Raw genomic sequence first — 19,188 nt, forward strand, 5'->3', positions numbered from 1 at the left:
GAGCCAATCCAGGTCGCCGTCGGCGAGCGCCGAGACGGTGATGCGGAGATGGTCGGTCGGCGGCTGGTCACCGACGCTGAACGGCCCACCGGGCGCCGCCTTGATGCCGGCTGCGGCGAGCGAGATCATGGCGGCGTTCTCGTCGGCGACCGGCAGCCAGAGATTGATGCCGTCCCCGCGCGCGACGGCGACGCCGCGACGGGCCAGGGCACGACGGAGTTCCGTTGAGCGCCTGCGGTATTCGGTGCGCGCGGTGGTGACGGCCTGGATGGCCGCCGGATCGTCGAGCATGCTCAGCAGAACGCGCTGGAGCAGCCTGCTGGTCCAGCCCGCGCCCAGCATCCGGCGTTCGATGAGCGGGTCGAGCAGGTCCGCCGGCCCGCCTGCCACGGCCAAACGCAGGTCAGCGCCGTGCGATTTGGAGTACGAGCGAATGTGGACGGTGCGCCGGGGGAGCCGGCTGCCGAGGGAACGCAGTGCGGCGGCGGCGATTCCGGCGGAGTGATCGTCCTCGATGATGAGAGTGCCCGTGTCCCGCAGGATGTCGGCCAGTTCGCGGAGGCGAGCAGCGGTGAGCGAGACGCCGGTGGGGTTCTGAGCGCGCGGTTGCAGGATCAGTGCGGTGGCACCGTGCACTGCGATGGCGCGCGCGAGTTCCTCGGGCAGCAAACCGGATTCGTCCATCCGGACGGGAACCGGCCGGGCACCGAGGCCGGCGAGCAGATCGAGAAACGGTGGGAAGCAAGGGTCTTCGACCGCTACCGCGTCCCCGAGCCGGACGTGCGCGGACAGCAGCCGGTCCACGGCGTCCAACGCACCGTCGAGGACGGCGAGCCGTTCCGCGCGAAACGGCCAGTCCGCCCGGACTTTCGCGGCCAGCTCGGGCAGCACCGCCTCGCCCAGATAGTCGGCGGCGAGGTCGCTGGCCCCGTCCTTGGTGAGGTCGCGCAGCGCGGCGCCCAGATCGGGCAGCAGTTCCGGGTCGGGTGTGCCACGGGACAGATCGACGCGGAACGCGCTCAACGACGGCGGGTGCAGCCGCTGGTAGCGGCCGACGGCGGTGCCGGACCCGTTAGTGGCGGCGGCGCCGACGAAGGTGCCTGCCCGGCCACGCGCGACGATCGCACCGGCGGCGGCGAGCGCCCGCCACGCCTGGTTCACGGTCGCGGGCGACACCTTCAATTCGCGGGCGACTTCACGGACGGTGGGCAGCCGCGCGCCCGGTGTCAACGTCCCCGAACGGATCAGCCTGCTGACGGCCGCCGCGATTCCCGCGGGCGTCCGATCGGCCAGGTCCGCGATGAACCGCCCCGACCCGTTCGTGGAGGCCATAACCTCGCCGATTCGCTCGCTCACACCGTCATTCTGCGTCGGGGGCGTCGCCGGAACTACGACCAGGCTGGAGATTTACGGCTACGAAACTGTTTCCGCAATCTTGTAACACAACCGAATTGGTTCGGAGTGAAGTATAACAAAGCATGGGAATCGTTCGAGCGGCGCTCGTCCAGACCAACTGGACCGGCGACAAAGAGTCCATGATCAAAGCGCATGAGGATTACGCCCGCCAGGCGGCCGCGCAGGGCGCGAAGGTGATCTGCTTCCAGGAGTTGTTCTACGGCCCGTACTTCTGCCAACTGCAGGACGCGAAGTTCTACGAGTACGCGGAGTCGGTGCCGGGCCCGACGACGGAGCGATTCGCCGCGCTGGCAAGGGAATTGGGCATGGTGATGGTCCTGCCCGTGTACGAGCAGGAGCAGCCCGGCCTGCTCTACAACACCGCGGCGGTGATCGACGCCGACGGCAGTTATCTCGGCAAGTACCGAAAACACCACATTCCGCACGTCAACGGCTTCTGGGAGAAGTTCTACTTTCGGCCGGGCAATCTGGGCTGGCCGGTGTTCGACACCGCGGTCGGCAAGGTCGGCGTCTACATCTGTTACGACCGGCATTTCCCGGAGGGCTGGCGCGCCCTCGGCCTGGCGGGCGCGGAGATCGTGTTCAACCCGTCCGCGACCTCGCGTGGCCTGTCGGGCTACCTGTGGAAGCTGGAGCAGCCCGCCTCCGCGGTGGCCAACGAGTACTACATCGGCGCGATCAACCGGGTCGGCATCGAGGAGTACGGCGACGACGACTTCTACGGCACCAGCTACTTCGTCGACCCCGAGGGCAAGTTCGTCGGCGAGGTCGCCTCGGACACCGATCCCGAACTGGTGATCCGCGACCTCGACCTGGATCTGATCAAAGTCGTCCGCGACCGGTGGGCCTTCTACCGCGACCGCAGGCCGGACGCCTATGGCCCGCTGGTAGCTCCCTGAGCGCGGGGCGGATCACATGGCACTGACCTTCATCCACGGCGGCACAGTGGTCTCGGCCACCGGATCGCAACTGCTCGATGTGCTGGTGGACGGCGAAACCATCGTCGCCGTCCTGCAACCCGGCGCCACCACCCTCGGGGCGGAGCTGACCACCACCGCCGACACCGTGATCGACGCGACCGGGAAATACGTGATTCCCGGTGGGGTAGACGGACATACGCACATGCAGATGCCGTTCGGCGGCACCGAGGCGTCCGACACCTTCGAGACCGGAACTCGCGCCGCGGCCTGGGGCGGTACCACGACCATCGTCGATTTCGTGGTGCAGACGCCGGGGGAGCGGTTGCAGGACACGCTCGGCGCGTGGCACCAGAAGGCGGCGGGCAAGTGCGCCGTCGACTACGGCTTCCATCAGATCATCGGTGAGGTCAACGACGAATCCCTCAAGGGGATGAGCGAACTGGTGTCCGAGGGCGTGACCAGCTTCAAGTTGTTCATGGCCTACCCGGGTGTCTTCTACTCGACCGACGGACAGATCCTGCGCGCCATGCAGGCGGCGGGCGATCTGGGCGCGCTGCTGATGATGCACGCGGAGAACGGGATCGCCATCGACGTGCTCGTCGAGCAGGCCATCGCCCGCGGCGACACCGCGCCGTACTTCCACGGCACCAGCCGCCCGTGGCAGATGGAAGAGGAGGCCACGCATCGCGCGATCATGTTGGCACAGTTGACCGGTGCGCCGCTGTACGTGGTGCACGTGTCGGCGAAGCAGGCGCTGGAACAGATCGCCACCGCGCGAGGCAACGGGCAGAACGTGTTCGGCGAAACCTGCCCGCAGTATCTGTACCTCTCGCTCGAAGAACAGTTGGGCGCACCAGGTTTCGAGGGCGCCAAATGGGTCTGCTCGACGCCGCTGCGGTCCAGGGCCGAGGGGCATCAGGACGAGCTGTGGCGCTACCTGCGGACCGGCGACGTGACCACGGTCAGCACCGACCACTGCCCGTTCTGCATGAAGGACCAGAAGGAAATGGGCATCGGCGATTTCAGCAAGATCCCGAACGGGATCGGCGGCGTCGAGCACCGGATGGACCTGATGTTCCAGGGCGTCAAGAGCGGCAAGATCTCGCTCGAGCGCTGGGTCGAGGTGTGCTGCACCACGCCGGCCCGGATGTTCGGCATGTACCCGCGCAAGGGCGTCATCAACCCCGGCGCGGACGCCGACATCGTGATCTACGACCCCAACGGCCACACCAGCATCGGGCTCGGCAAGACCCATCACATGAACATGGACTACTCGGCCTACGAAGGTTTCGAGATCGACGGTCACGTCGACACCGTGCTCTCCCGCGGCCGGGTGGTCATCGACGACGGCAACTACCTGGGCAGCGCCGGGCACGGCCGGTTCGTCAAACGTGCACTGTCGCAGAACCTGATCTGACACCCGCAGCTTCCGCACAGCTGTATCCGACTTCGAAACGGAGAGTGCCGCATGGACATCGGTGTGGTGCTGCAATGCACACCCCCCGCCTCCCGGGTGGTCGAACTGGCCAGACAGGCCGAGACGCACGGGTTCTCGCACGTCTGGACGTTCGACTCGCACCTGCTGTGGCAGGAGCCCTACGTCATCTACAGCCAGATCCTGGCCGCCACCCGGAGAGTCGTGGTGGGCCCCATGGTGACCAACCCGGCCACCCGGGACTGGACGGTGACCGCGTCGACCTTCGCCACGCTGAACGACATGTTCGGCAACCGCACCGTCTGCGGCATCGGCCGCGGCGACTCGGCGGTGCGCACGCTCGGCGGCAAGCCCACCACGCTGGCCACGCTGCGCGAAGCCATCGAGGTGATCCGGGAACTCGGCAACGGGCGCAGCGCCCGGGTCGGCGACACGATCGTGCGGTTCCCGTGGGCCGGTGACTCCCGGCTCGAGGTCTGGATGGCCGGATACGGGCCGCGCGCACTGGATCTCACCGGTGAGGTGGCCGACGGGTTCATCCTGCAACTCGCCGACCCGGACATCACCGCGTGGACCATCGCGCGGGTGCGGTCTGCGGCCGAACGGGCCGGGCGCGACCCCGGGGCGGTGAAAATCTGTGTCGCCGCACCGGCTTACGTCACCGACGGGTCGGACGCGGGTTTGGCGCACGCTCGCGAACAGTGCCGGTGGTTCGGCGGCATGGTCGGCAACCACGTGGCCGATATCGTGGCGAAATACGGTGCGGGCAGCGATGTTCCGGCCGCGCTGACCGAATACATCGCGGGCAGGCAGGGTTACGACTACAACCAGCACGGGCGCGCGGGAAATACGCACGCGGATTTCGTGCCCGACACCATCGTGGACCGCTTCTGCCTGCTCGGCACACCGGATGATCAACTGGCGCGGTTGCGGGAGCTGGAAAAGCTCGGGGTCGACCAGTTCGCGGTGTACCTGCAGCACGACGCGAAAACCGCGACGTTGGAGGCGTACGGCGAGTCGGTGCTGCCGCGGCTGGCGCATCCGGTCACCGCCACGGAGGTGGTCTGATGGCCGAGGCGGAGCACAGATGAGGTTGCGTACGGCACGGGCCGTGTACGCGGTCGTCGTGCTGGTGTTGGTGCTCGGCTGCTGGGAGTTCGTGAAACTCGTTGTCCCCGAGGGGGGAGTGAGCATCGGGGACCAGCGGATCCTGCCGCGCACCGGGGACGGGGCGCTGCCGCACGTATGGGCGGTCGTGACGGTGCTCGGCGAGCGGGACGGCAACGGGACGGTCGGCGTCACCCTGGTGCGGACGGCCGGATTCACCCTCGGCCTGGCGTTGCTCGCGCTGTTGATCGGCACGGTCATCGGCGTGCTGCTCGCCGTGGTGATGCAGCGCTTCGCCTTCGTCGAGCGTGGCTTGCTGCCGTACATCATTGTGTCGCAAACCGTTCCGCTGATCGCGCTGGCACCGCTGGTCGCCGGATGGGGCGGCAAGATCGTCATCGCGGGTGAGCCGTGGCGGCCGTGGATGAGTATCGCGGTCATCGCGTCGTACCTGGCGTTCTTCCCGGTGGCGGTCGGCATGCTGCGCGGACTGCAGGCACCGTCCAAGGCGTCGGTAGAACTGCTGCACAGCTATTCGGCCAGCTGGTGGGAGACCCTGCTGCACTTGCGGCTTCCGGCCGCTGTCCCGCATCTACTGCCCGCCTTGCGGTTGGCCGCCGCGGCCTCGGTGATCGGGGCGGTCGTCGCCGAGATCTCCACCGGCACCGCAGGTGGCATCGGTCGCCAGATCATTGTCTTCTCCCAGCAAGCCACGGGTGATGCCTCGCGGCTCTATGCGGCGGTCCTGGCCGCTGCGCTGCTGGGTGTCGTCGTCACCGCAGTCGTCGGCGTGGCAGAACTGGCGCTGCGCCGCTACAGCAGGCCGGTCGGGGCCGCTCGGCCTGCGGGAGCCGCTCGGTGAGCGCCCGCTCGTGCGCTGATCGAGTGCGGGCCGTGTCCGGGTGCGGCGCGGTGTGCGGCGCGGTGTGCGGCGCGGCTCTTCCCGGGGGCGCCGCCCCCGAATTCGTGCTTAGTCACTACCGCCGCCAGCGCGGCAGCTCATCAGGAGGTACCCGTTGACCCTCAAAGGACGACCAGTCGCCCCGACCACAGAGCGGGTCGAGGTTTCGGGGGACGGGCGGCCCGACGCCATCGAGGAGAGCAGTGCCGTCGAGCACGACGGTGCCGCCGGGACGGCCGGCGCGGTCGAGCAGGAAAGCGCTGTCGAGCGGCCGGATGCCGTGGAGCAGGGCGGTAGGGTCGGGCAGGCCAGCACCGTCGAGCAGGACGGCGCGGTCGAGCAGGACGGCGCGGTCGAGAGGGACGGCGCGGTCGGGAGGGAAGGCGCGGTCGGACAGAGCAGCGCCCGAGCCACCACCCGCACCGACACCACAGCCGCTGCCGAACAAACTCCGGCAGTCCAGCTGACCGGCGTCGACAAGGTCTACACCGCGGGTTCGGTCACCGCTCTCTCGAACGTTTCCCTGACCGTCGCCCCACGCGAATTCGTCTCCTTGATCGGCCCTTCCGGCTGCGGCAAGTCCACCCTGCTGCGCATCATCGCCGACCTGGAGCAACCGACCGGCGGCACCGTCACGGTGCACGGTAAAACCGCGCGGCAGGCCAGAATCGACCAAGACTACGGCATCGCCTTCCAGCAGTCCGGCCTGCTCGACTGGCGCACCGTGCAGGCCAACGTCGAGCTGCCGCTGGAACTGCACAAGGTGCCCAAGCATGAACGGCGTTCGCGCAGTGCGGAATTGCTGGAGATGGCGGGGCTGACCGATTTCGCCAAGCGCTATCCGGCCGAGCTGTCCGGTGGCATGCAGCAGCGGGTGGCGATCGTCCGGGCGCTGGCCCCGAAACCCTCGCTGTTGCTGATGGACGAACCGTTCGGCGCCCTCGACGAGATGACCCGTGAGCGGATGCAGGGCGAGCTGCTGCGAATCGCGGGGGAGACCGAGGCGGCCGTGGTCTTCGTGACCCACTCGATTCCGGAGGCGGTCTTCCTGTCCGACCGGGTCGTCGTCATGTCGCCGCGCCCGGGCCGCATCACCGAGATCGTGCCGACGGGCGGCTGGGGCAGGCGTGACGCGGCCGAGGCGGGCGACGAAGTCCGTTCCAGCCCAGCCTTCTTCGCGGCGGTGGCCGCCGTGCGCGCGGCGCTGCGTGACGGACACGGCGACAGCGGCGCGGTGGCGGGGCGGGAGCTGCGATGACGTCGTCCTGGAAGACGGCGCTGCCGTGGCCGACGGTGCTGCCGCCGTTGCTGTTCGGCGTGGGCGGTCTAGCGCTGTGGCAGGTGCTGACCGCCGCCGCCGGTGTCCCGTCGTTCCTGCTGCCCGCGCCGACGGCCATCGCGAGTGAATTCACCGAGAACTTCGCCCGCATCGCCGACGCCGCGACGGCGACCGGAACCAACGCCCTGGTCGGGCTGCTGGTGGGTGCGGTGCTCGGCATCGTGGCCGCGATGTTCGCCGTCCGGTTCCATCTGGTCGACGGACTGCTCAGCCCGCTCGCGGCAGGCGCGGCAGCCGTGCCGATCGTTGCCCTTGCGCCCCTGCTGAATTCGATGTATTCGACCACCACGGACACCCCGCGCCGCATGGTCGTCACCATCGTCGTGTTCTTCCCGATGTTCGTCAGCACGGCCAGAGGTCTGCGCCAGGTGCCACAGGTCCATACGGATCTGATGACGTCGTACGCGGCGGGCGGCTGGCAGATCACCCGCACCGTGCGACTGCCCGCGGCACTGCCGTACCTGTTCACCGGTCTGCGCATCGCCGCGCCCGGCGCGGTGATCGCGGCCGTCATCGCCGAATACTTCGGTGGTCTGCAGAACGGGCTCGGCAGCCGCATCACCTCCGCGGCGGCGAATACCGCCTACCCCAGGGCGTGGGCGTACGTGGCGGGCGCCGTGCTCGTCGGCCTGATCTTCCTGGCCGCCGTCCTACTCCTCGAATTCCTCACCCGTAGACCACGCACCACCCTCTGGAGATCTAGATGACGAAGTCCCCCAAGCGATTCCGGATCGGTCTCGCGCTCACCGCGCTGGCCGCGACCGTGCTGACCGGTTGTAGCACCACCGACGGCGGCTCCACCACCACCGCCGACGGCCTCACCAAGGTGCGCCTGCAACTGCAGTGGTTCAAGCAGGGGCAGTTCGCGGGGTACCTGGCCGCGGTCGATCAGGGCTTCTACAAGGAGCAGGGCTTATCGGTCGAAATCCTGGACGGCGGAACGGATATCGTCCCGCAGACGGTGCTGGCGCAGGGGCAGGCCGACTACGCCATCGCCTGGGTGCCCAAGGCACTGGCCTCGCGCGAGGCGGGCGCGGGCATCACCGACGTCGCGCAGATCTTCCAGCGTTCCGGCACCAAGCAGGTGTCGTTCAAGTCCGACAACATCACCGGTCCGGCCGCGCTGCGCGGCAAGACCGTCGGAAACTGGGGCTACGGCAATGAATTCGAGCTGTTCGCGGGCATGACCAAGGCGGGCATCGACCCGGCGAAAGACGTCAAGCTGGTGCAGCAGCAGTTCGACATGAACGCCTTCCTGGCCAAAGACATCACCGCCGCCCAGGCCATGTCCTACAACGAGTACGCCCAGCTGCTGGAGACCAAGAACCCGGCCACCGGAAAGCTCTACACCGCAGACGATTTCGCCACCATCGACTGGAACGACGAAGGCGTCGCCATGCTGCAGGACGCTATCTGGGCCAATACCGAGAAGCTGCAGGACACCGAATATCAAGAGCAGACCGTGAAGTTCATCGCGGCCTCGCTGAAGGGCTGGGTGTTCTGCCGCGACAACCTGGACAAATGCCGGGACATCACCGTCGCCGCGGGCCCCACGCTCGGCGCGACGCATCAGCAGTGGCAGATCAACGAGGTGAACAAGCTGATCTGGCCCGCGCACGCCGGGATCGGCATGGTCGACCCCGCCGCCTGGGCGCGGACCGTGCAGATCGCGAAGAACACCAAGAACCAAGAGGGCGTCACCGTCCTGAAGAAAGATCCCGACGCGAGCGCTTACACGAGCGAATACGTCACGAAGGCACTGGAATTGCTGAAGTCCGGTGGAACCGATGTGACCGGAGCGGGTTTCGCCCCGAGCCAGGTCACCCTGACCGAAGGGGGTAAGTGATTTGACCGATCACGTCTTCTATCCGTGGGCCGCGCAGGCGGAGCTGAACCCGGCGATGATCGTCGGCGCCGCCGGCTCGCACTTCTGGGACGACAACGGCAATCGGTACCTCGACTTCTCCTCGCAGTTGGTGAATGTCAATCTCGGACACCAGCATCCGGACATGATCGCCGCGATCATCGCCCAGGCGCAGCAGCTGGCCACCATCTCGCCGACCGTCGGCAACGAGGCCCGCAGCGAACTGGCCAGGCTGATCGTCGAGCGGGCACCCGGCGAGCTGAACCGCATCCTGTTCACCACCGGCGGCGCGGAAGCGGTGGAACACGCGGTGCGGCTGGCCCGCAGCTTCACCGGTCGCACCAAGATGCTGGCCGCTTACCGCTCCTATCACGGCGGTACCGGTGTGGCGATCGGGCTCAGCGGTGAACCGCGCCGCTGGGCCGCCGAGCCGACCAACGTCGACGTGGTGCGCTTCTTCGGCCCGTACCCATACCGATCACCCTGGGGCACAAGCACTCCCGAGGAAGAAACGACGGCGGCGCTGACCCACCTGCGGCAGGTGATCGAGCTGGAGGGCCCGCAGAACATCGCGGGTCTGATCCTGGAGACGGTGGTCGGGACCAACGGCGTGCTGATCCCGCCGCCGGGTTATCTCGCGGGCGTGCGCGCGCTCTGCGACGAGTTCGGCATCGTCTACATCGCCGACGAGGTGATGGTCGGCTTCGGCCGGGTCGGGCAGTGGTTCGCGGTGCAGGCCTTCGATGTCGCACCCGATATCATCGCCTTCGCCAAGGGCGTGAACTCGGGTTACGTGCCGCTCGGCGGCGTGCTCATCGCCGAACGGATCGCGCAGCGGTACGACCACACCGTCTATCCCGGCGGCCTCACCTACGCGGGGCATCCGCTGGCCTGTGCGGCGGGAGTCGCCTCGATCGGCATCTACGAGCGCGACGGCATTCTCCACCACGTCCGCTCGGTGGGCGCCGACGTGCTCGGAAAAGGCTTGCGCGAGTTGGCCGCCCGGCATCCGAGCGTCGGAGAGGTGCGCGGGCTCGGGTTCTTCTGGGCGCTCGAGCTGGTGCGTGATCCGGCGGCCAGGACCCCGCTGGTCCCGTTCGCCGCCGCCGGTGCCGCCGCCGAGCCGATGGCGAAGGTGACGGCCGCTGCTAAGGCTCGTGGTCTGTGGCCGTTCAGCGTGGGCAATCGTTTCCAGATCGCGCCGCCGCTCACCACCTCGGCGGATGATCTGCGCGTCGGCCTGGAGATCATCGACGAGGTACTGGAGGTCGCTGACGGCTACGTGAGCTGACCCGAGGTAGCAGGGTGGCGTGAGCGAAGACGCCACCCTGCTGCTGCGGACCGATCACCCCACGTCGTCGGGTTGCGCTTCCCGGAACACGGCCAAAGCGGCTGGCTGGCTGGTGAAGTCGAGCTTCTCGGCCTGATGAGCCACCTCGCCGTCGGTGGCCAGGGACACCGGAGCCCCCTCGACCTGAACGTTCAGACGACCTACGCGCCGATGCACGTAGGTGTCCGAGCGGTTCAGGGTGCCGGTGAAGGTGGCGAAGATCAGCCGCAGCCGCGAAAAGCGAAGGTCCGCACGCAAATACCGGATGTCCAGGGTGCCGTCGCTCAGGCGCGGACGGGACATGGGGATCTGGTCCGCCGGGTCGTACGCACCGTTGCCGACGAACAGCATCCAGAGGTCGTTACGTTCACCGTCGACGACCGCGCGCAGGGGCTCGGCCCGGAACAGCACGCACAGCATGGCGATCCCGGCCGCGGGCCACTTGCCGATCCGCCGTTCCCAGCGCTCCCGCAGCCGCACGAAGTCGGGGTAACCGCCGAGGCTGGCGGTGTTGACGAAGGTGCGCTCCTCCCCGTCGTCCAGCTTCACCTGAGCGGTGTCGACGAGCATGAGCTGGCCCGCGTCGAGCGCGGCGAACGTCGTTGCGGGCTCCTCGACGCCGACATCCCGCGCGAAGTGATTGAGCGTGCCACCCGCGAACACCGCCAGCGGAAGGCTGTGCCGCACAGCGGCTTCCGCCACGGCCGACACCGTCCCGTCGCCGCCGAGCACGCCGAGGGCCGCGATATCGTCGCGTCGCACTCGCTGGTCGATCTCGGCGTCGAGGTCGATGTCGCCATCCAACTGGAGCAGCTGCGCCGCGGGCAACCGATTGCGCAGCAGCGCAACCTCTTCGGCACCGTCGCCGGGGCCGGAGGACGGGTTGACCACCAGCAGCATGCCGCGCCCGTCGGGCAGCGGTTCGGTCCGCTTGGCCGGACCCAAGCTGGCGGGTTCATCGTCGCGCACCGCCCACCATCGCCGAGTGCCCAGCGCGACGCCGGAGCCGAGCGCCGCACCGACCACCACGTCGGAGGGCCAGTGCACGCCGATGTGCACCCGCGAATAGGCCACCGCGACGGCGAGCGGCGCGAGCACCGCAGCCGTCCCCGGCGACTCGAGCGCCACCGCAGTCGTGAACGCCGCCGCGGAGGCCGCATGGCCGGACGGGAACGAAGAGGAGACCGGCGGCTTGACCAACCGCCGTAGCAGCGGCACCGCCTGCACCGGCGGCCGTCGCCGCGGGAACAGCGGCTTGGCGACACCGTTCGCCAGACCGCTCGCCATGCCCACCGCGGCCAGGCCGCGCACCGCACCGCGTCGCTGAGACCGCCCGCCCGCCACGAAAAGCCCGGCGGCGATGGCCATCCAGAGCCGACTGTGGTTGGCGCTCATACTGAGTGACCGCAGGAACTGGTCGGCGGGTGAGGCGCGCCAGTGCGCGGTGCGTTCCACCAGACGGCGGTCCAGGGTGTTGATCGAGTTCATTCGTTTACGCATCGAGTCGAGCTTATCCAGCCAGGCGCTGCTCAAACGGTGTCGTAACGATGGTGTCGGCGTGCCTCGGTACCCTGCCTGCATGACATCTGGGCAGACCGAGATCTGGCACAACCCCCGGTGCACCAAGAGCCGCAACGCCACCGCGTTCCTGGACGAAGCGGGCGTCGAATACTCGGTGCGGCGCTACCTCGACGAGCCGCCGACCCCCGACGAGTTGCGCGGCGTGCTGCGCAGGCTCGGCGCCGAGCCGTGGGACATCACCCGCACCGGCGAGCAGATCGCCAAGGATCTCGGCCTGTCCGAGTGGGGCCGCACCCCCGCCGACCGGGACCGATGGATCGCGGCGCTGGCCGAACACCCGAAGCTGATCCAGCGGCCCATCGTGCTCACCGCGGACGGCGGCGCGGTGGTCGCCCGCGACGATGCGGCGCTGCGCGAACTGGGCTGACCGAGACGGTCCGCACGCTGCGGGCCGGACCCCGGCAAATGGTGTCCCTGCCACCGCGAATCAGGCGGTAGGGTCGGCGGATATGAAGGTACAACTGCGCCATAACCCCGCGTCGGCCATCGCGCGGTGCTTCCTCGCGGGCGGCGAGCCGATGCGGGTCGAGAGCGGCGCCATGGTCGCGCACTCGGCGGGAGTCACGTTGGCGGCCAAGGCCGAAGGCGGCATCCTGGCCGGGCTGAAGCGCTCGGTGCTCGCCGGGGAATCGTTCTTCGTCTCGACGTTCACCGCGCCGCAGCAGGGCGGCTGGGTGGACGTGGCGCCCGCACTACCCGGCGACATGCTGAATTTGCAGATCACCCAGGACCGCCCGTTCTTCATCAGCCGCGGCGGCTGGATCGCGAATTCCCATGGCGTGCAAGTGGAAGGCAAGTGGGGCGGCTTCGCCAACCTGTTCGGCGGCGAGGGCGGTTTCGGCCTGCGCGCGCACGGTGAGGGTGAGGTCGTCGTCGGTGTCTTCGGCGCCATCGACGTCATCGACCTGCAGCCGGGGGAGCCGATCACCATCGACACCGGGCATGTGGTGGCCTACGACCTGGCGATGAACTTCACCATCCGGCGGGCGGTGGTCGGGCGCTCCATCCAGTCGCTGAAGTCCGGTGAGGGCTTCGTCTTCGATTTCGTGGGGCCGGGGCGGGTGCTGCTGCAGACGAGGAATCCTGGCGCTTTCGCTGCGTGGGCTAGTTCGGTAGCCTCCTCCGGGTAATCCGGCGCGGCGATCATCGGTGTTCCCCCGGTGTTCAGGCATCGGCCATGTCGGTCGTCGAAGCTCCGGTGCTTCATCGGTATAGCCAAACAAACGGAGAATTCATGGAAATGCTCGAAGTTTTCGCCAACCTGTTCGCCACCGTCCTCTCGCTGGGCAGCGGCAGCGCGTCCTGACCCTGCTCAGGTGAGCAGATCGCCGACGAGTACCCGGGTGTCCGGCACGAACGGCCAGTCCGGGTCAGCCAGGTGGGCGCGCAGTTCCGCGTCGGTCCACCACCAGCCGTCGGCGATCTCCTCGGGCTGGTGGCGGATCGGTCCGTCGTAGCGCAGTTCGTAAGCAAAAAGGTGGCAGCGCATAGGTTTTCCCTGCCACTCGCCATCCCAGGCCACCCGCGCCAGCGGTCGCGGTTCGGTTCCGATGAGCGTGATGCCGAGTTCCTCGGCGAGCTCCCGGACCGCGGTTTCCGCCGGGGATTCCCCCGGCCCGATCACCCCACCCGCCAGACAGTCGTGCATCCCCGCGAACACCATCTTGGTGTCGGTGCGCCGATGCACATAGATCCGCTCGCCGTCGCCAGACCGAACCAGCACACCGGCACTCCCGTGCCAGATCCCCGCGCGGTACACCTCGGCCCGATCGGCGGCACCGACCACCTGCCCCGCCGCGTCATAGACGGCGATCATCTCGGACTTCTGCTGGACGCGTTCCGGCTGCGCTGACACCGCTCGAGAGTAACCCGAGGTGGCACGCCGCCTCGGGTCAGCACCGCGCCGACGCTCGTCGGCGGCCGGTCCGGGACCGTCGAATTTCCGAGCACCTCCACCATCACCGGCGCGATGATTGACATGTAGGAAAAATCCTACCTATAGTCGTGATCATGACGATTACCCAGATCAACACCATCACCGCGTTCGTTGCCGACCAGGACAAAGCCAAGGAGTTCTACACCACGGTGCTCGGCTTCACCGTGCGCGGCGACCAAACCATGGGGGACAACCGCTGGCTGGAGGTCGCGCCCAGCGAGGCGGGCACCGCCATCGTGTTGCACAAGCCGTTCCCCGGCGCGAGCCCCGGCACGCTGTCCGGTGTGATCCTGGGTAGCGACGATGTGGACGCCGCCGCCGCCCGGCTTCGCGAGGCGGGAGCCCAGGTGGACGGCCCGCACGAGCTGCCATGGGGCCGACAGGCGACGTTCGCCGACCCGGACGGCAATTCCTTTGTGCTGCAAGCGCCTCTGGCTCAGGAGCGGCAGCAGTGACACCATTGCTCGAGGCGGATGGCGTGGTCAAACGCTTCGGTGCGATCCGCGCACTGGACGGTCTCGACCTGGTCGCCGAGCGCGGCGAACTGCTCGCGATCCTCGGCCGCAACGGCGCGGGCAAGACGACCTTCGTGCGCATGCTGGCGACCCTGACCCGGCCCGGCGCGGGTTCGGTGCGGGTATTCGGGAACGACACGGTGCGCGATGCGCAGCGGGTGCGCAGCTCGATCGGCTTGGCCGGGCAGCACGCGACGGTCGAGCCGCTACTGACCGGGTTCGAGAACCTGGTGATGATCGGGGTGCTGTTCGGTCTCACGCGCCGTGCCGCCAAGGTTGCTGCCACTCGGGTACTGGAACGGCTCGGGCTGACCGACCGGGGTGGCGACCGGGTCGCTACCTATTCCGGCGGCATGCGGCGGCGGCTGGATCTGGGCGCGAGTTTGGTCGGGCGGCCCGCGCTGCTGCTGCTCGACGAGCCGACCACCGGCCTGGACCCGGCCAGTCGGCACGAGCTGTGGAAGTTGGTGCGGGACTTGATATCCGACGGCGTCGATGTCGTGCTGACCACGCAGTACCTGGAGGAGGCCGACGTGCTGGCCGATCGCGTCGTGGTGCTGGAGGCCGGGCGGGTGGTCGCGGACGGCACGCCCGAGGAGTTGAAGGGTATGCATGGTTGCGACGTGGTGTCGTTGCGCGCACGGCGTCCCGAGGATCTCGGCGCCATCGAGGCGGTATTGACCGACCTCGCGCGCGACGAGGTAACGGTCGACGCGGCGGCGGGCTCGGCGCGCTGGTCGTCGCCGAACGGCGGTGCGGACGCGGCTCGTTGCTTCGCCGCCGCCGCGGCGGTCGGGGCTGTCATCGAGGAGATCACCGTGCGGCGCCCCACGCTGGAAGAGGCATTCCTGGCACTGACCGACACCCCGCGCGAGGCGGAGGTGGTGTCGTGAAAGCCGTGGAATCCATTGCGGTGGTGCCGGTTCCGCGGCGGAGTGCCCCCGTCGCCTGCGTCGCGATGGTGGCCGAACGCGCGATACTGACAACGTGGCGTAACCCGCCGATCGTGGTGACGGCGATGGTGCAGAGCGTGGTGTTCCTGCTGATCTTCCGTTTCGTGTTCGGCGGCGCCATTGCCTCGGGTGAGCTGCCCTACGTCGACTTCATGGTTCCCGGCTTGCTGGCCGCCGGAGTGTTGTTCTCGGTGATGCGGGTCGCGAGCAGCGTCGCCGAGGACCGCGCGGCGGGGGTGGTCGACCGGTTTCGTTCGCTGCCGATGCCGCCGTCCGCAGTGCTGATCGGACGGGCGGTCGGCGACCACGTGCTGACGATCAGCACGCTGGCCGCGACCTCGATGGTCGCGTTCGCGGTGGGTTTCCGTGTACGCGAAGGGTTTTGGGGCATCGCGGCGATGCTCGCACTATGTCTGCTCGCCGCGGTCGCCTTCACCTGGGTGTTCATCGCCGCAGGGCTCGCGGTCGGCAGTGTGCAGGCCGCGCAGGGTGTCGGGTTCCTGGTGTTGCCGGTCTCGTTCGTGTCCAGTGCGTATGTGCCGGTGTCGACGATGCCGGGGTGGTTGCAAGCGTTCGCGACGCATCAACCGTTCACCGTGCTGGTCGAGGCCAATCGCTACCTCGCCCAGGGGGAAGCCGGACTGGTCGGCGCGACACACTCCGGCGGGTACTACGTCGTCGCGGCGGTGGCCTGGTGCGCCGGTATCCTCGTCGTTGCCGCGTCGGCCGCGTTCGTCCTGTTCCGCCGGCGCTGACCGTTTCGCCCTACCGAAAGCGACAATGCCGCAGCGAACCAAGGCATCCAGCGTCGACCAGTTGTTCGGTGCGCTGGCGAACCCGACTCGACGGGACATCCTGGACGGACTGCTCGATGGCGAGCAGACCGTCCAGGCCATCGCCGAGCGCTTCGACATGGCGCGTCCCAGCGTGTCCGAGCATCTGAAGGTGCTGCGGGACTGTGGATTGGTGATCGAGGAGAAGCGCGGGCGGTTCCGTTACTACCGGCTCTCGGCCGATCCGCTACTGACTCTGCGCAGCTGGCTCAACCCGTATGAGCGGTACTGGCGCGACAGCCTGACCGAGCTCGGCAAGGTGCTCGACGAGATGGACGACGAGACGCAACCATGAGCGACGATCCGACGGCCGTCGAGGTCGACCAGTTCTACCCGCATCCACCCGCGAAGGTGTGGCGGGCACTGACCACCCCGGAGCTGATGGGCCGGTGGTTGATGGAGCCGGACGGCTTCGAGCCGGTGCTCGGTTGCCGATTCCGGATGCGCGCCAAGCCGATTCCGGCGGTGAACTTCTCCGGCGAGGTGGCCTGTGAAGTGCTCGAGGTGATCGAAGCCGAACGGCTACAGATCAGTTGGGCCGATGCGACGGCTGTGCATCCAGCCGACTGGCGGATCACCTGGAGCTTGCATCCGGAAGGGCGCGGCACTCGAGTACTGCTGCGGCACAGCGGCTTCGACCCGGATGACCCGATGCAGCAGCTGTCCCGCCGGATGATGGGCGGCGGTTGGCCGACCGTCGCGCGCAACCTCGGGACGGCGCTCGACACGATGTGAGCGGGGGTGGGTGCATCCGGCGCACCCACCCCCGTCTTCATCGGCGCCGGATGGGTTTCGCACCCGGTTTCGGAGCCGCCTGGGCGCGGATCACCGCCGTCCGCTCGGCCTCGGCGGCAGCCTCCGCGTCGAGCCTGCGGTAGACGAGGTGCTGTTGGGCGAGGGTGCACGCGTTGTTGGTGACGAAGTACAGCAGGATCGCCACCGGGACCAGCGCGCCGCCGATCAGGGCGAACGCGGGGAAGGCCCAAAGGGTGAGCGGGCGCATCATGGGGAGCTGGACGGTGGTGTCCTGCCGGGACAGTGACGCGCGGGCGGTGAAATGCGTTGCGACAGCGGCGATCAGCATCAGCGGGACGGCGACGGCGGCCACCGTTGCCAGGAGATCGCCGGTGCCCGCCAGGATGGCCGACAGCGGGGCGCCGAAGACCTTCGCTTGGAGGAACGACTGCACATCGGCGGCGCTGAAGACGTAATTGGGCGTCGCGGCGTTCTGCTCGGGCGTCATCGGGTTCGGGATGGCCTGAAAGGGCAGATGAGCGAGGGCCCCGGTCCGGTCGAACGAACGCAGCACATGAAACAGGCCGAGGAATGCCAAAAGCTGACCGATGAGCGGAATCAGTGTCGCGAAGCTATTGATGCCATTGTCTTTATAGAGTTTCTGTATCTCGACGGCCTGTTGCCTGCGATCGGTCGCGTATTTTTGTTTCAAGCCGGCGACCTTCGGCTGCAATTTTTTGACAATGGCTTGGCTGCGCGCTTGTTTGAGAAAGGGCACAAAAAGGACGGCGCGCAGGGTGAGCACCAGGAAAATCACCGAAAGCACCCAGGCGAGTGCGCTCGCCGGACCGAAAGCCGCGGCGAAGACGTAGTGCCAGAGCCACAGGATGGCGGACACCGGGTAGTAGACGAAGTCGAGCATGCGAGCACCTGACTGTGGGCGTGCGGATGCGCACGAGAACGGAAGGGGTCGACGGACAATGCCGACGGCACCCCGCACGCGGTGCGGAGTGGACGTCAGGCGGTCGCGAACCCTGGCGCTCGTGGGCGCGGACGCCCGGGGGTGTCAGGATTGCTCTGGCGCAGGAAAGAGCCGCGTCGGCGGCGTTGCGCGGAAGGCGGCGGGCCGGAACCGACCAGCGGGAGCGGCAACCGGGCCGGCGGGTGTACCGCGGCGAGCGCGACGAACAGCGAGGCCGCGACGAGGCCGACTGCGGCCACCGAACCCGGCTCGCCCGCCGGAATCACGAAGAGCAGCAACGCGGGCAGCACGAATGCGAAAACCGCATACGTCGTCAGCCTGGCCCGCGAGATCATGCTCCGAGCATACTGCCCGTCGTCGCCACCGGTGTGCCGACGGACGAGCAAGCCCTCAAAGGCTGATGTCCCAGTCGATGTCGGGACTCATCATCGACGGCGGCAGCCCGAAGGTGCGCCGGCAGGTGCGGGTGAGGTGCGCGCTGTCGGCGAAACCGGCCGACGCGGACGCGGTCGTCATGTCGTCACCGGCCATCACGCCGTTCATCGCGATGTAGAGCCGCAGCCAGAGGATGTAGCGCCGCAACGGAATACCGACCTGTTCGGTGAACAGATGGGTGAGCCGAGTCGCCGAGATCCCCAGCTGGCGTGCCACATCGGAGCCGCGGACCGAGCCGTCCTTGACCATGTCGGGCAGCAGCTGCAACGCCGCGGTCACCACGCCGTGCCGATCGTCGCGGTCGGCTGCCTTGTTGTCGCGCAGCAGATCCGTGAGGATGTCCGACACGTGCCCGGCCAGTCGGCCCTGTCCCGGATCGACGTTGAGACTCTGCACCCAGCCGTGCAGATGGGCCCGCCGATCGGCGGCCGCGCCGGCCACGGTCTCCGGGTCGAGGTAGACCGCGATACCGTGCGCGGCCCCGCCGCAGACCCGGTGTGGCGCGTCGGTGGGCACGATGAGATGACTGCCCTCGCGCCGCACCCCGCTGCCGTCCACGACCATGACCGGGGTACACGAGGCCATGATCTGTACGGCGTGATGGGCGTGCAGTTCGGTCGGTAGGACCTCGCCTTCGAAAGCCAGGATGCCCGGCCGTAGCAGCGCGGTGCCCCGCCACTGCACTTCGGCGTCCGATGACGTCGTTGATTCGTTGCTGACCAGAGCCTTCATCGTCGGACGCTCCCGGCTTTCACGAGATTTCTCTCGCTGGATCCTGTGCTGAGACTATCGGGTTCGACTACCCGGCAGTCGTACTTTCTCGATGGTTGCGGCCCTGACAAGGCCGCGATCCCGCGACTCGACGCCCCCGTTGCGGGGGTCGCCGAGCCTGCGGGTCTAGTCGGG

22 protein-coding genes are annotated in these 19,188 nt (G+C 68.2%); 16 read left to right on the forward strand and 6 right to left on the reverse strand.

All coding sequences use genetic code 11. The features are described from left to right. On the reverse strand, positions 1 to 1,356 hold a 1,356-nt coding region (locus tag NN4_RS03755; protein ID WP_246180689.1), incomplete at its 3' end, for an aminotransferase-like domain-containing protein. A gap of 122 nt (positions 1,357 to 1,478) precedes the next feature. Here NN4_RS03755 and NN4_RS03760 point away from each other — a divergent pair. The 8 genes from NN4_RS03760 (at position 1,479) to NN4_RS03795 (ending at position 10,273) form a co-directional block, all read left to right on the forward strand. Next, positions 1,479 to 2,315, forward strand: a complete 837-nt coding sequence (locus tag NN4_RS03760) for a nitrilase-related carbon-nitrogen hydrolase (RefSeq protein WP_107657710.1) — start codon at positions 1,479 to 1,481, stop codon at positions 2,313 to 2,315. 16 nt (positions 2,316 to 2,331) lie between these two features. After that, entirely contained in the window at positions 2,332 to 3,753 is a 1,422-nt protein-coding gene (gene hydA, locus NN4_RS03765) for a dihydropyrimidinase (protein ID WP_147128570.1), read from the forward strand. A 51-nt stretch (positions 3,754 to 3,804) separates the two neighbouring features. After that, positions 3,805 to 4,839 (forward strand): TIGR03842 family LLM class F420-dependent oxidoreductase, encoded by a 1,035-nt coding sequence (locus NN4_RS03770; RefSeq protein WP_147128571.1) that lies wholly within the window; start codon positions 3,805 to 3,807, stop codon positions 4,837 to 4,839. 19 nt (positions 4,840 to 4,858) lie between these two features. Further along, positions 4,859 to 5,740 (forward strand): ABC transporter permease, encoded by an 882-nt coding sequence (locus tag NN4_RS03775; RefSeq protein ID WP_147128572.1) that lies wholly within the window; start codon positions 4,859 to 4,861, stop codon positions 5,738 to 5,740. Between the two features lie 154 nt (positions 5,741 to 5,894). Continuing rightward, complete coding sequence (locus NN4_RS03780) at positions 5,895 to 7,037, forward strand: ABC transporter ATP-binding protein (protein ID WP_246180690.1); 1,143 nt, start codon at positions 5,895 to 5,897, stop codon at positions 7,035 to 7,037. Beyond that, a complete protein-coding gene (locus tag NN4_RS03785) occupies positions 7,034 to 7,825 on the forward strand; it encodes an ABC transporter permease (RefSeq protein ID WP_147128573.1) in 792 nt (263 codons plus the stop codon). The genes NN4_RS03780 and NN4_RS03785 overlap by 4 nt, the downstream gene beginning before the upstream one ends. Continuing rightward, positions 7,822 to 8,964, forward strand: coding sequence for an ABC transporter substrate-binding protein (locus NN4_RS03790; protein ID WP_147128574.1), 1,143 nt, complete (start codon positions 7,822 to 7,824; stop codon positions 8,962 to 8,964). Before NN4_RS03785 ends, NN4_RS03790 begins: the two co-directional genes overlap by 4 nt. Position 8,965: 1 nt before the next feature. Further along, complete coding sequence (locus tag NN4_RS03795; RefSeq protein WP_147128575.1) at positions 8,966 to 10,273, forward strand: aminotransferase class III-fold pyridoxal phosphate-dependent enzyme; 1,308 nt, start codon at positions 8,966 to 8,968, stop codon at positions 10,271 to 10,273. 54 nt (positions 10,274 to 10,327) lie between these two features. Here NN4_RS03795 and NN4_RS03800 read toward each other — a convergent pair whose 3' ends face one another. After that, positions 10,328 to 11,812, reverse strand: coding sequence for a bifunctional phosphatase PAP2/diacylglycerol kinase family protein (locus NN4_RS03800; RefSeq protein ID WP_147128576.1), 1,485 nt, complete (start codon positions 11,810 to 11,812; stop codon positions 10,328 to 10,330). Between the two features lie 79 nt (positions 11,813 to 11,891). On the opposite strand from NN4_RS03800, the gene NN4_RS03805 reads away from it, so the two are divergent. The 3 genes from NN4_RS03805 (at position 11,892) to NN4_RS46545 (ending at position 13,199) form a co-directional block, all read left to right on the forward strand. Further along, on the forward strand, positions 11,892 to 12,260 hold the full coding sequence (locus NN4_RS03805; RefSeq protein ID WP_147128577.1) for an arsenate reductase family protein: 369 nt from the start codon (positions 11,892 to 11,894) through the stop codon (positions 12,258 to 12,260). Positions 12,261 to 12,342: 82 nt separating this feature from the next. After that, positions 12,343 to 13,023, forward strand: coding sequence for a TIGR00266 family protein (locus tag NN4_RS03810; protein ID WP_107657703.1), 681 nt, complete (start codon positions 12,343 to 12,345; stop codon positions 13,021 to 13,023). Positions 13,024 to 13,070: 47 nt separating this feature from the next. Beyond that, positions 13,071 to 13,199 (forward strand): hypothetical protein, encoded by a 129-nt coding sequence (locus NN4_RS46545; RefSeq protein ID WP_281289306.1) that lies wholly within the window; start codon positions 13,071 to 13,073, stop codon positions 13,197 to 13,199. 6 nt (positions 13,200 to 13,205) lie between these two features. Here the strand turns inward: NN4_RS46545 and NN4_RS03815 are convergent, their stop codons facing one another. Then, complete coding sequence (locus NN4_RS03815) at positions 13,206 to 13,709, reverse strand: NUDIX hydrolase (RefSeq protein ID WP_147128776.1); 504 nt, start codon at positions 13,707 to 13,709, stop codon at positions 13,206 to 13,208. A 194-nt stretch (positions 13,710 to 13,903) separates the two neighbouring features. Between NN4_RS03815 and NN4_RS03820 the strand changes: the two genes are divergently transcribed. From NN4_RS03820 to NN4_RS03840, 5 genes are read left to right on the forward strand one after another with little or no spacing between them, the layout of a single operon-like run. Next, a complete protein-coding gene (locus NN4_RS03820; protein WP_147128578.1) occupies positions 13,904 to 14,284 on the forward strand; it encodes a glyoxalase superfamily protein in 381 nt (126 codons plus the stop codon). Continuing rightward, complete coding sequence (locus NN4_RS03825; protein WP_222594972.1) at positions 14,281 to 15,237, forward strand: ATP-binding cassette domain-containing protein; 957 nt, start codon at positions 14,281 to 14,283, stop codon at positions 15,235 to 15,237. The genes NN4_RS03820 and NN4_RS03825 overlap by 4 nt, the downstream gene beginning before the upstream one ends. Further along, positions 15,234 to 16,052 (forward strand): ABC transporter permease, encoded by an 819-nt coding sequence (locus tag NN4_RS03830; RefSeq protein ID WP_147128580.1) that lies wholly within the window; start codon positions 15,234 to 15,236, stop codon positions 16,050 to 16,052. Before NN4_RS03825 ends, NN4_RS03830 begins: the two co-directional genes overlap by 4 nt. Before the next feature lie 25 nt (positions 16,053 to 16,077). Continuing rightward, positions 16,078 to 16,425 (forward strand): ArsR/SmtB family transcription factor, encoded by a 348-nt coding sequence (locus NN4_RS03835; protein ID WP_147128581.1) that lies wholly within the window; start codon positions 16,078 to 16,080, stop codon positions 16,423 to 16,425. After that, positions 16,422 to 16,865, forward strand: a complete 444-nt coding sequence (locus NN4_RS03840) for an SRPBCC family protein (RefSeq protein ID WP_147128582.1) — start codon at positions 16,422 to 16,424, stop codon at positions 16,863 to 16,865. Before NN4_RS03835 ends, NN4_RS03840 begins: the two co-directional genes overlap by 4 nt. Positions 16,866 to 16,902: 37 nt before the next feature. Here the strand turns inward: NN4_RS03840 and yidC are convergent, their stop codons facing one another. The 3 genes from yidC to NN4_RS03855 all read right to left on the reverse strand — a co-directional run bounded on the left by yidC (position 16,903) and on the right by NN4_RS03855 (position 19,014). Continuing rightward, on the reverse strand, positions 16,903 to 17,787 hold the full coding sequence (gene yidC / locus NN4_RS03845) for a membrane protein insertase YidC (RefSeq protein WP_147128583.1): 885 nt from the start codon (positions 17,785 to 17,787) through the stop codon (positions 16,903 to 16,905). 95 nt (positions 17,788 to 17,882) lie between these two features. Further along, positions 17,883 to 18,182: a DUF6412 domain-containing protein gene (locus NN4_RS03850; protein WP_107657701.1), complete on the reverse strand. Its 300-nt coding sequence runs from the start codon at positions 18,180 to 18,182 to the stop codon at positions 17,883 to 17,885. A gap of 55 nt (positions 18,183 to 18,237) precedes the next feature. Next, the gene (locus NN4_RS03855) at positions 18,238 to 19,014 is read right to left on the reverse strand and encodes a helix-turn-helix domain-containing protein (RefSeq protein ID WP_147128584.1); all 777 of its coding nucleotides are present in this window, start codon (positions 19,012 to 19,014) and stop codon (positions 18,238 to 18,240) included. Positions 19,015 to 19,188 lie beyond the last annotated feature (174 nt).

Origin of the sequence: Nocardia ninae NBRC 108245, assembly GCF_007990755.1 — a bacterium.
In the GTDB taxonomy this organism is placed as follows: domain Bacteria; phylum Actinomycetota; class Actinomycetes; order Mycobacteriales; family Mycobacteriaceae; genus Nocardia; species Nocardia ninae.

What these genes read in the sequence shown, in the direction of transcription:
- NN4_RS03760 (WP_107657710.1), top strand. Translation starts at nt 1,479, where the DNA reads ATGGGAATCGTTCGAGCGGCGCTCGTCCAGACCAACTGGACCGGCGAC.
- hydA (WP_147128570.1), top strand. Translation starts at nt 2,332, where the DNA reads ATGGCACTGACCTTCATCCACGGCGGCACAGTGGTCTCGGCCACCGGA.
- NN4_RS03770 (WP_147128571.1), top strand. Translation starts at nt 3,805, where the DNA reads ATGGACATCGGTGTGGTGCTGCAATGCACACCCCCCGCCTCCCGGGTG.
- NN4_RS03775 (WP_147128572.1), top strand. Translation starts at nt 4,859, where the DNA reads ATGAGGTTGCGTACGGCACGGGCCGTGTACGCGGTCGTCGTGCTGGTG.
- NN4_RS03785 (WP_147128573.1), top strand. Translation starts at nt 7,034, where the DNA reads ATGACGTCGTCCTGGAAGACGGCGCTGCCGTGGCCGACGGTGCTGCCG.
- NN4_RS03790 (WP_147128574.1), top strand. Translation starts at nt 7,822, where the DNA reads ATGACGAAGTCCCCCAAGCGATTCCGGATCGGTCTCGCGCTCACCGCG.
- NN4_RS03800 (WP_147128576.1), bottom strand. Translation starts at nt 11,812, where the DNA reads ATGCGTAAACGAATGAACTCGATCAACACCCTGGACCGCCGTCTGGTG.
- NN4_RS03805 (WP_147128577.1), top strand. Translation starts at nt 11,892, where the DNA reads ATGACATCTGGGCAGACCGAGATCTGGCACAACCCCCGGTGCACCAAG.
- NN4_RS03810 (WP_107657703.1), top strand. Translation starts at nt 12,343, where the DNA reads ATGAAGGTACAACTGCGCCATAACCCCGCGTCGGCCATCGCGCGGTGC.
- NN4_RS46545 (WP_281289306.1), top strand. Translation starts at nt 13,071, where the DNA reads ATGTCGGTCGTCGAAGCTCCGGTGCTTCATCGGTATAGCCAAACAAAC.
- NN4_RS03815 (WP_147128776.1), bottom strand. Translation starts at nt 13,709, where the DNA reads ATGATCGCCGTCTATGACGCGGCGGGGCAGGTGGTCGGTGCCGCCGAT.
- NN4_RS03820 (WP_147128578.1), top strand. Translation starts at nt 13,904, where the DNA reads ATGACGATTACCCAGATCAACACCATCACCGCGTTCGTTGCCGACCAG.
- NN4_RS03835 (WP_147128581.1), top strand. Translation starts at nt 16,078, where the DNA reads ATGCCGCAGCGAACCAAGGCATCCAGCGTCGACCAGTTGTTCGGTGCG.
- NN4_RS03840 (WP_147128582.1), top strand. Translation starts at nt 16,422, where the DNA reads ATGAGCGACGATCCGACGGCCGTCGAGGTCGACCAGTTCTACCCGCAT.
- yidC (WP_147128583.1), bottom strand. Translation starts at nt 17,787, where the DNA reads ATGCTCGACTTCGTCTACTACCCGGTGTCCGCCATCCTGTGGCTCTGG.
- NN4_RS03850 (WP_107657701.1), bottom strand. Translation starts at nt 18,182, where the DNA reads ATGATCTCGCGGGCCAGGCTGACGACGTATGCGGTTTTCGCATTCGTG.
- NN4_RS03855 (WP_147128584.1), bottom strand. Translation starts at nt 19,014, where the DNA reads ATGAAGGCTCTGGTCAGCAACGAATCAACGACGTCATCGGACGCCGAA.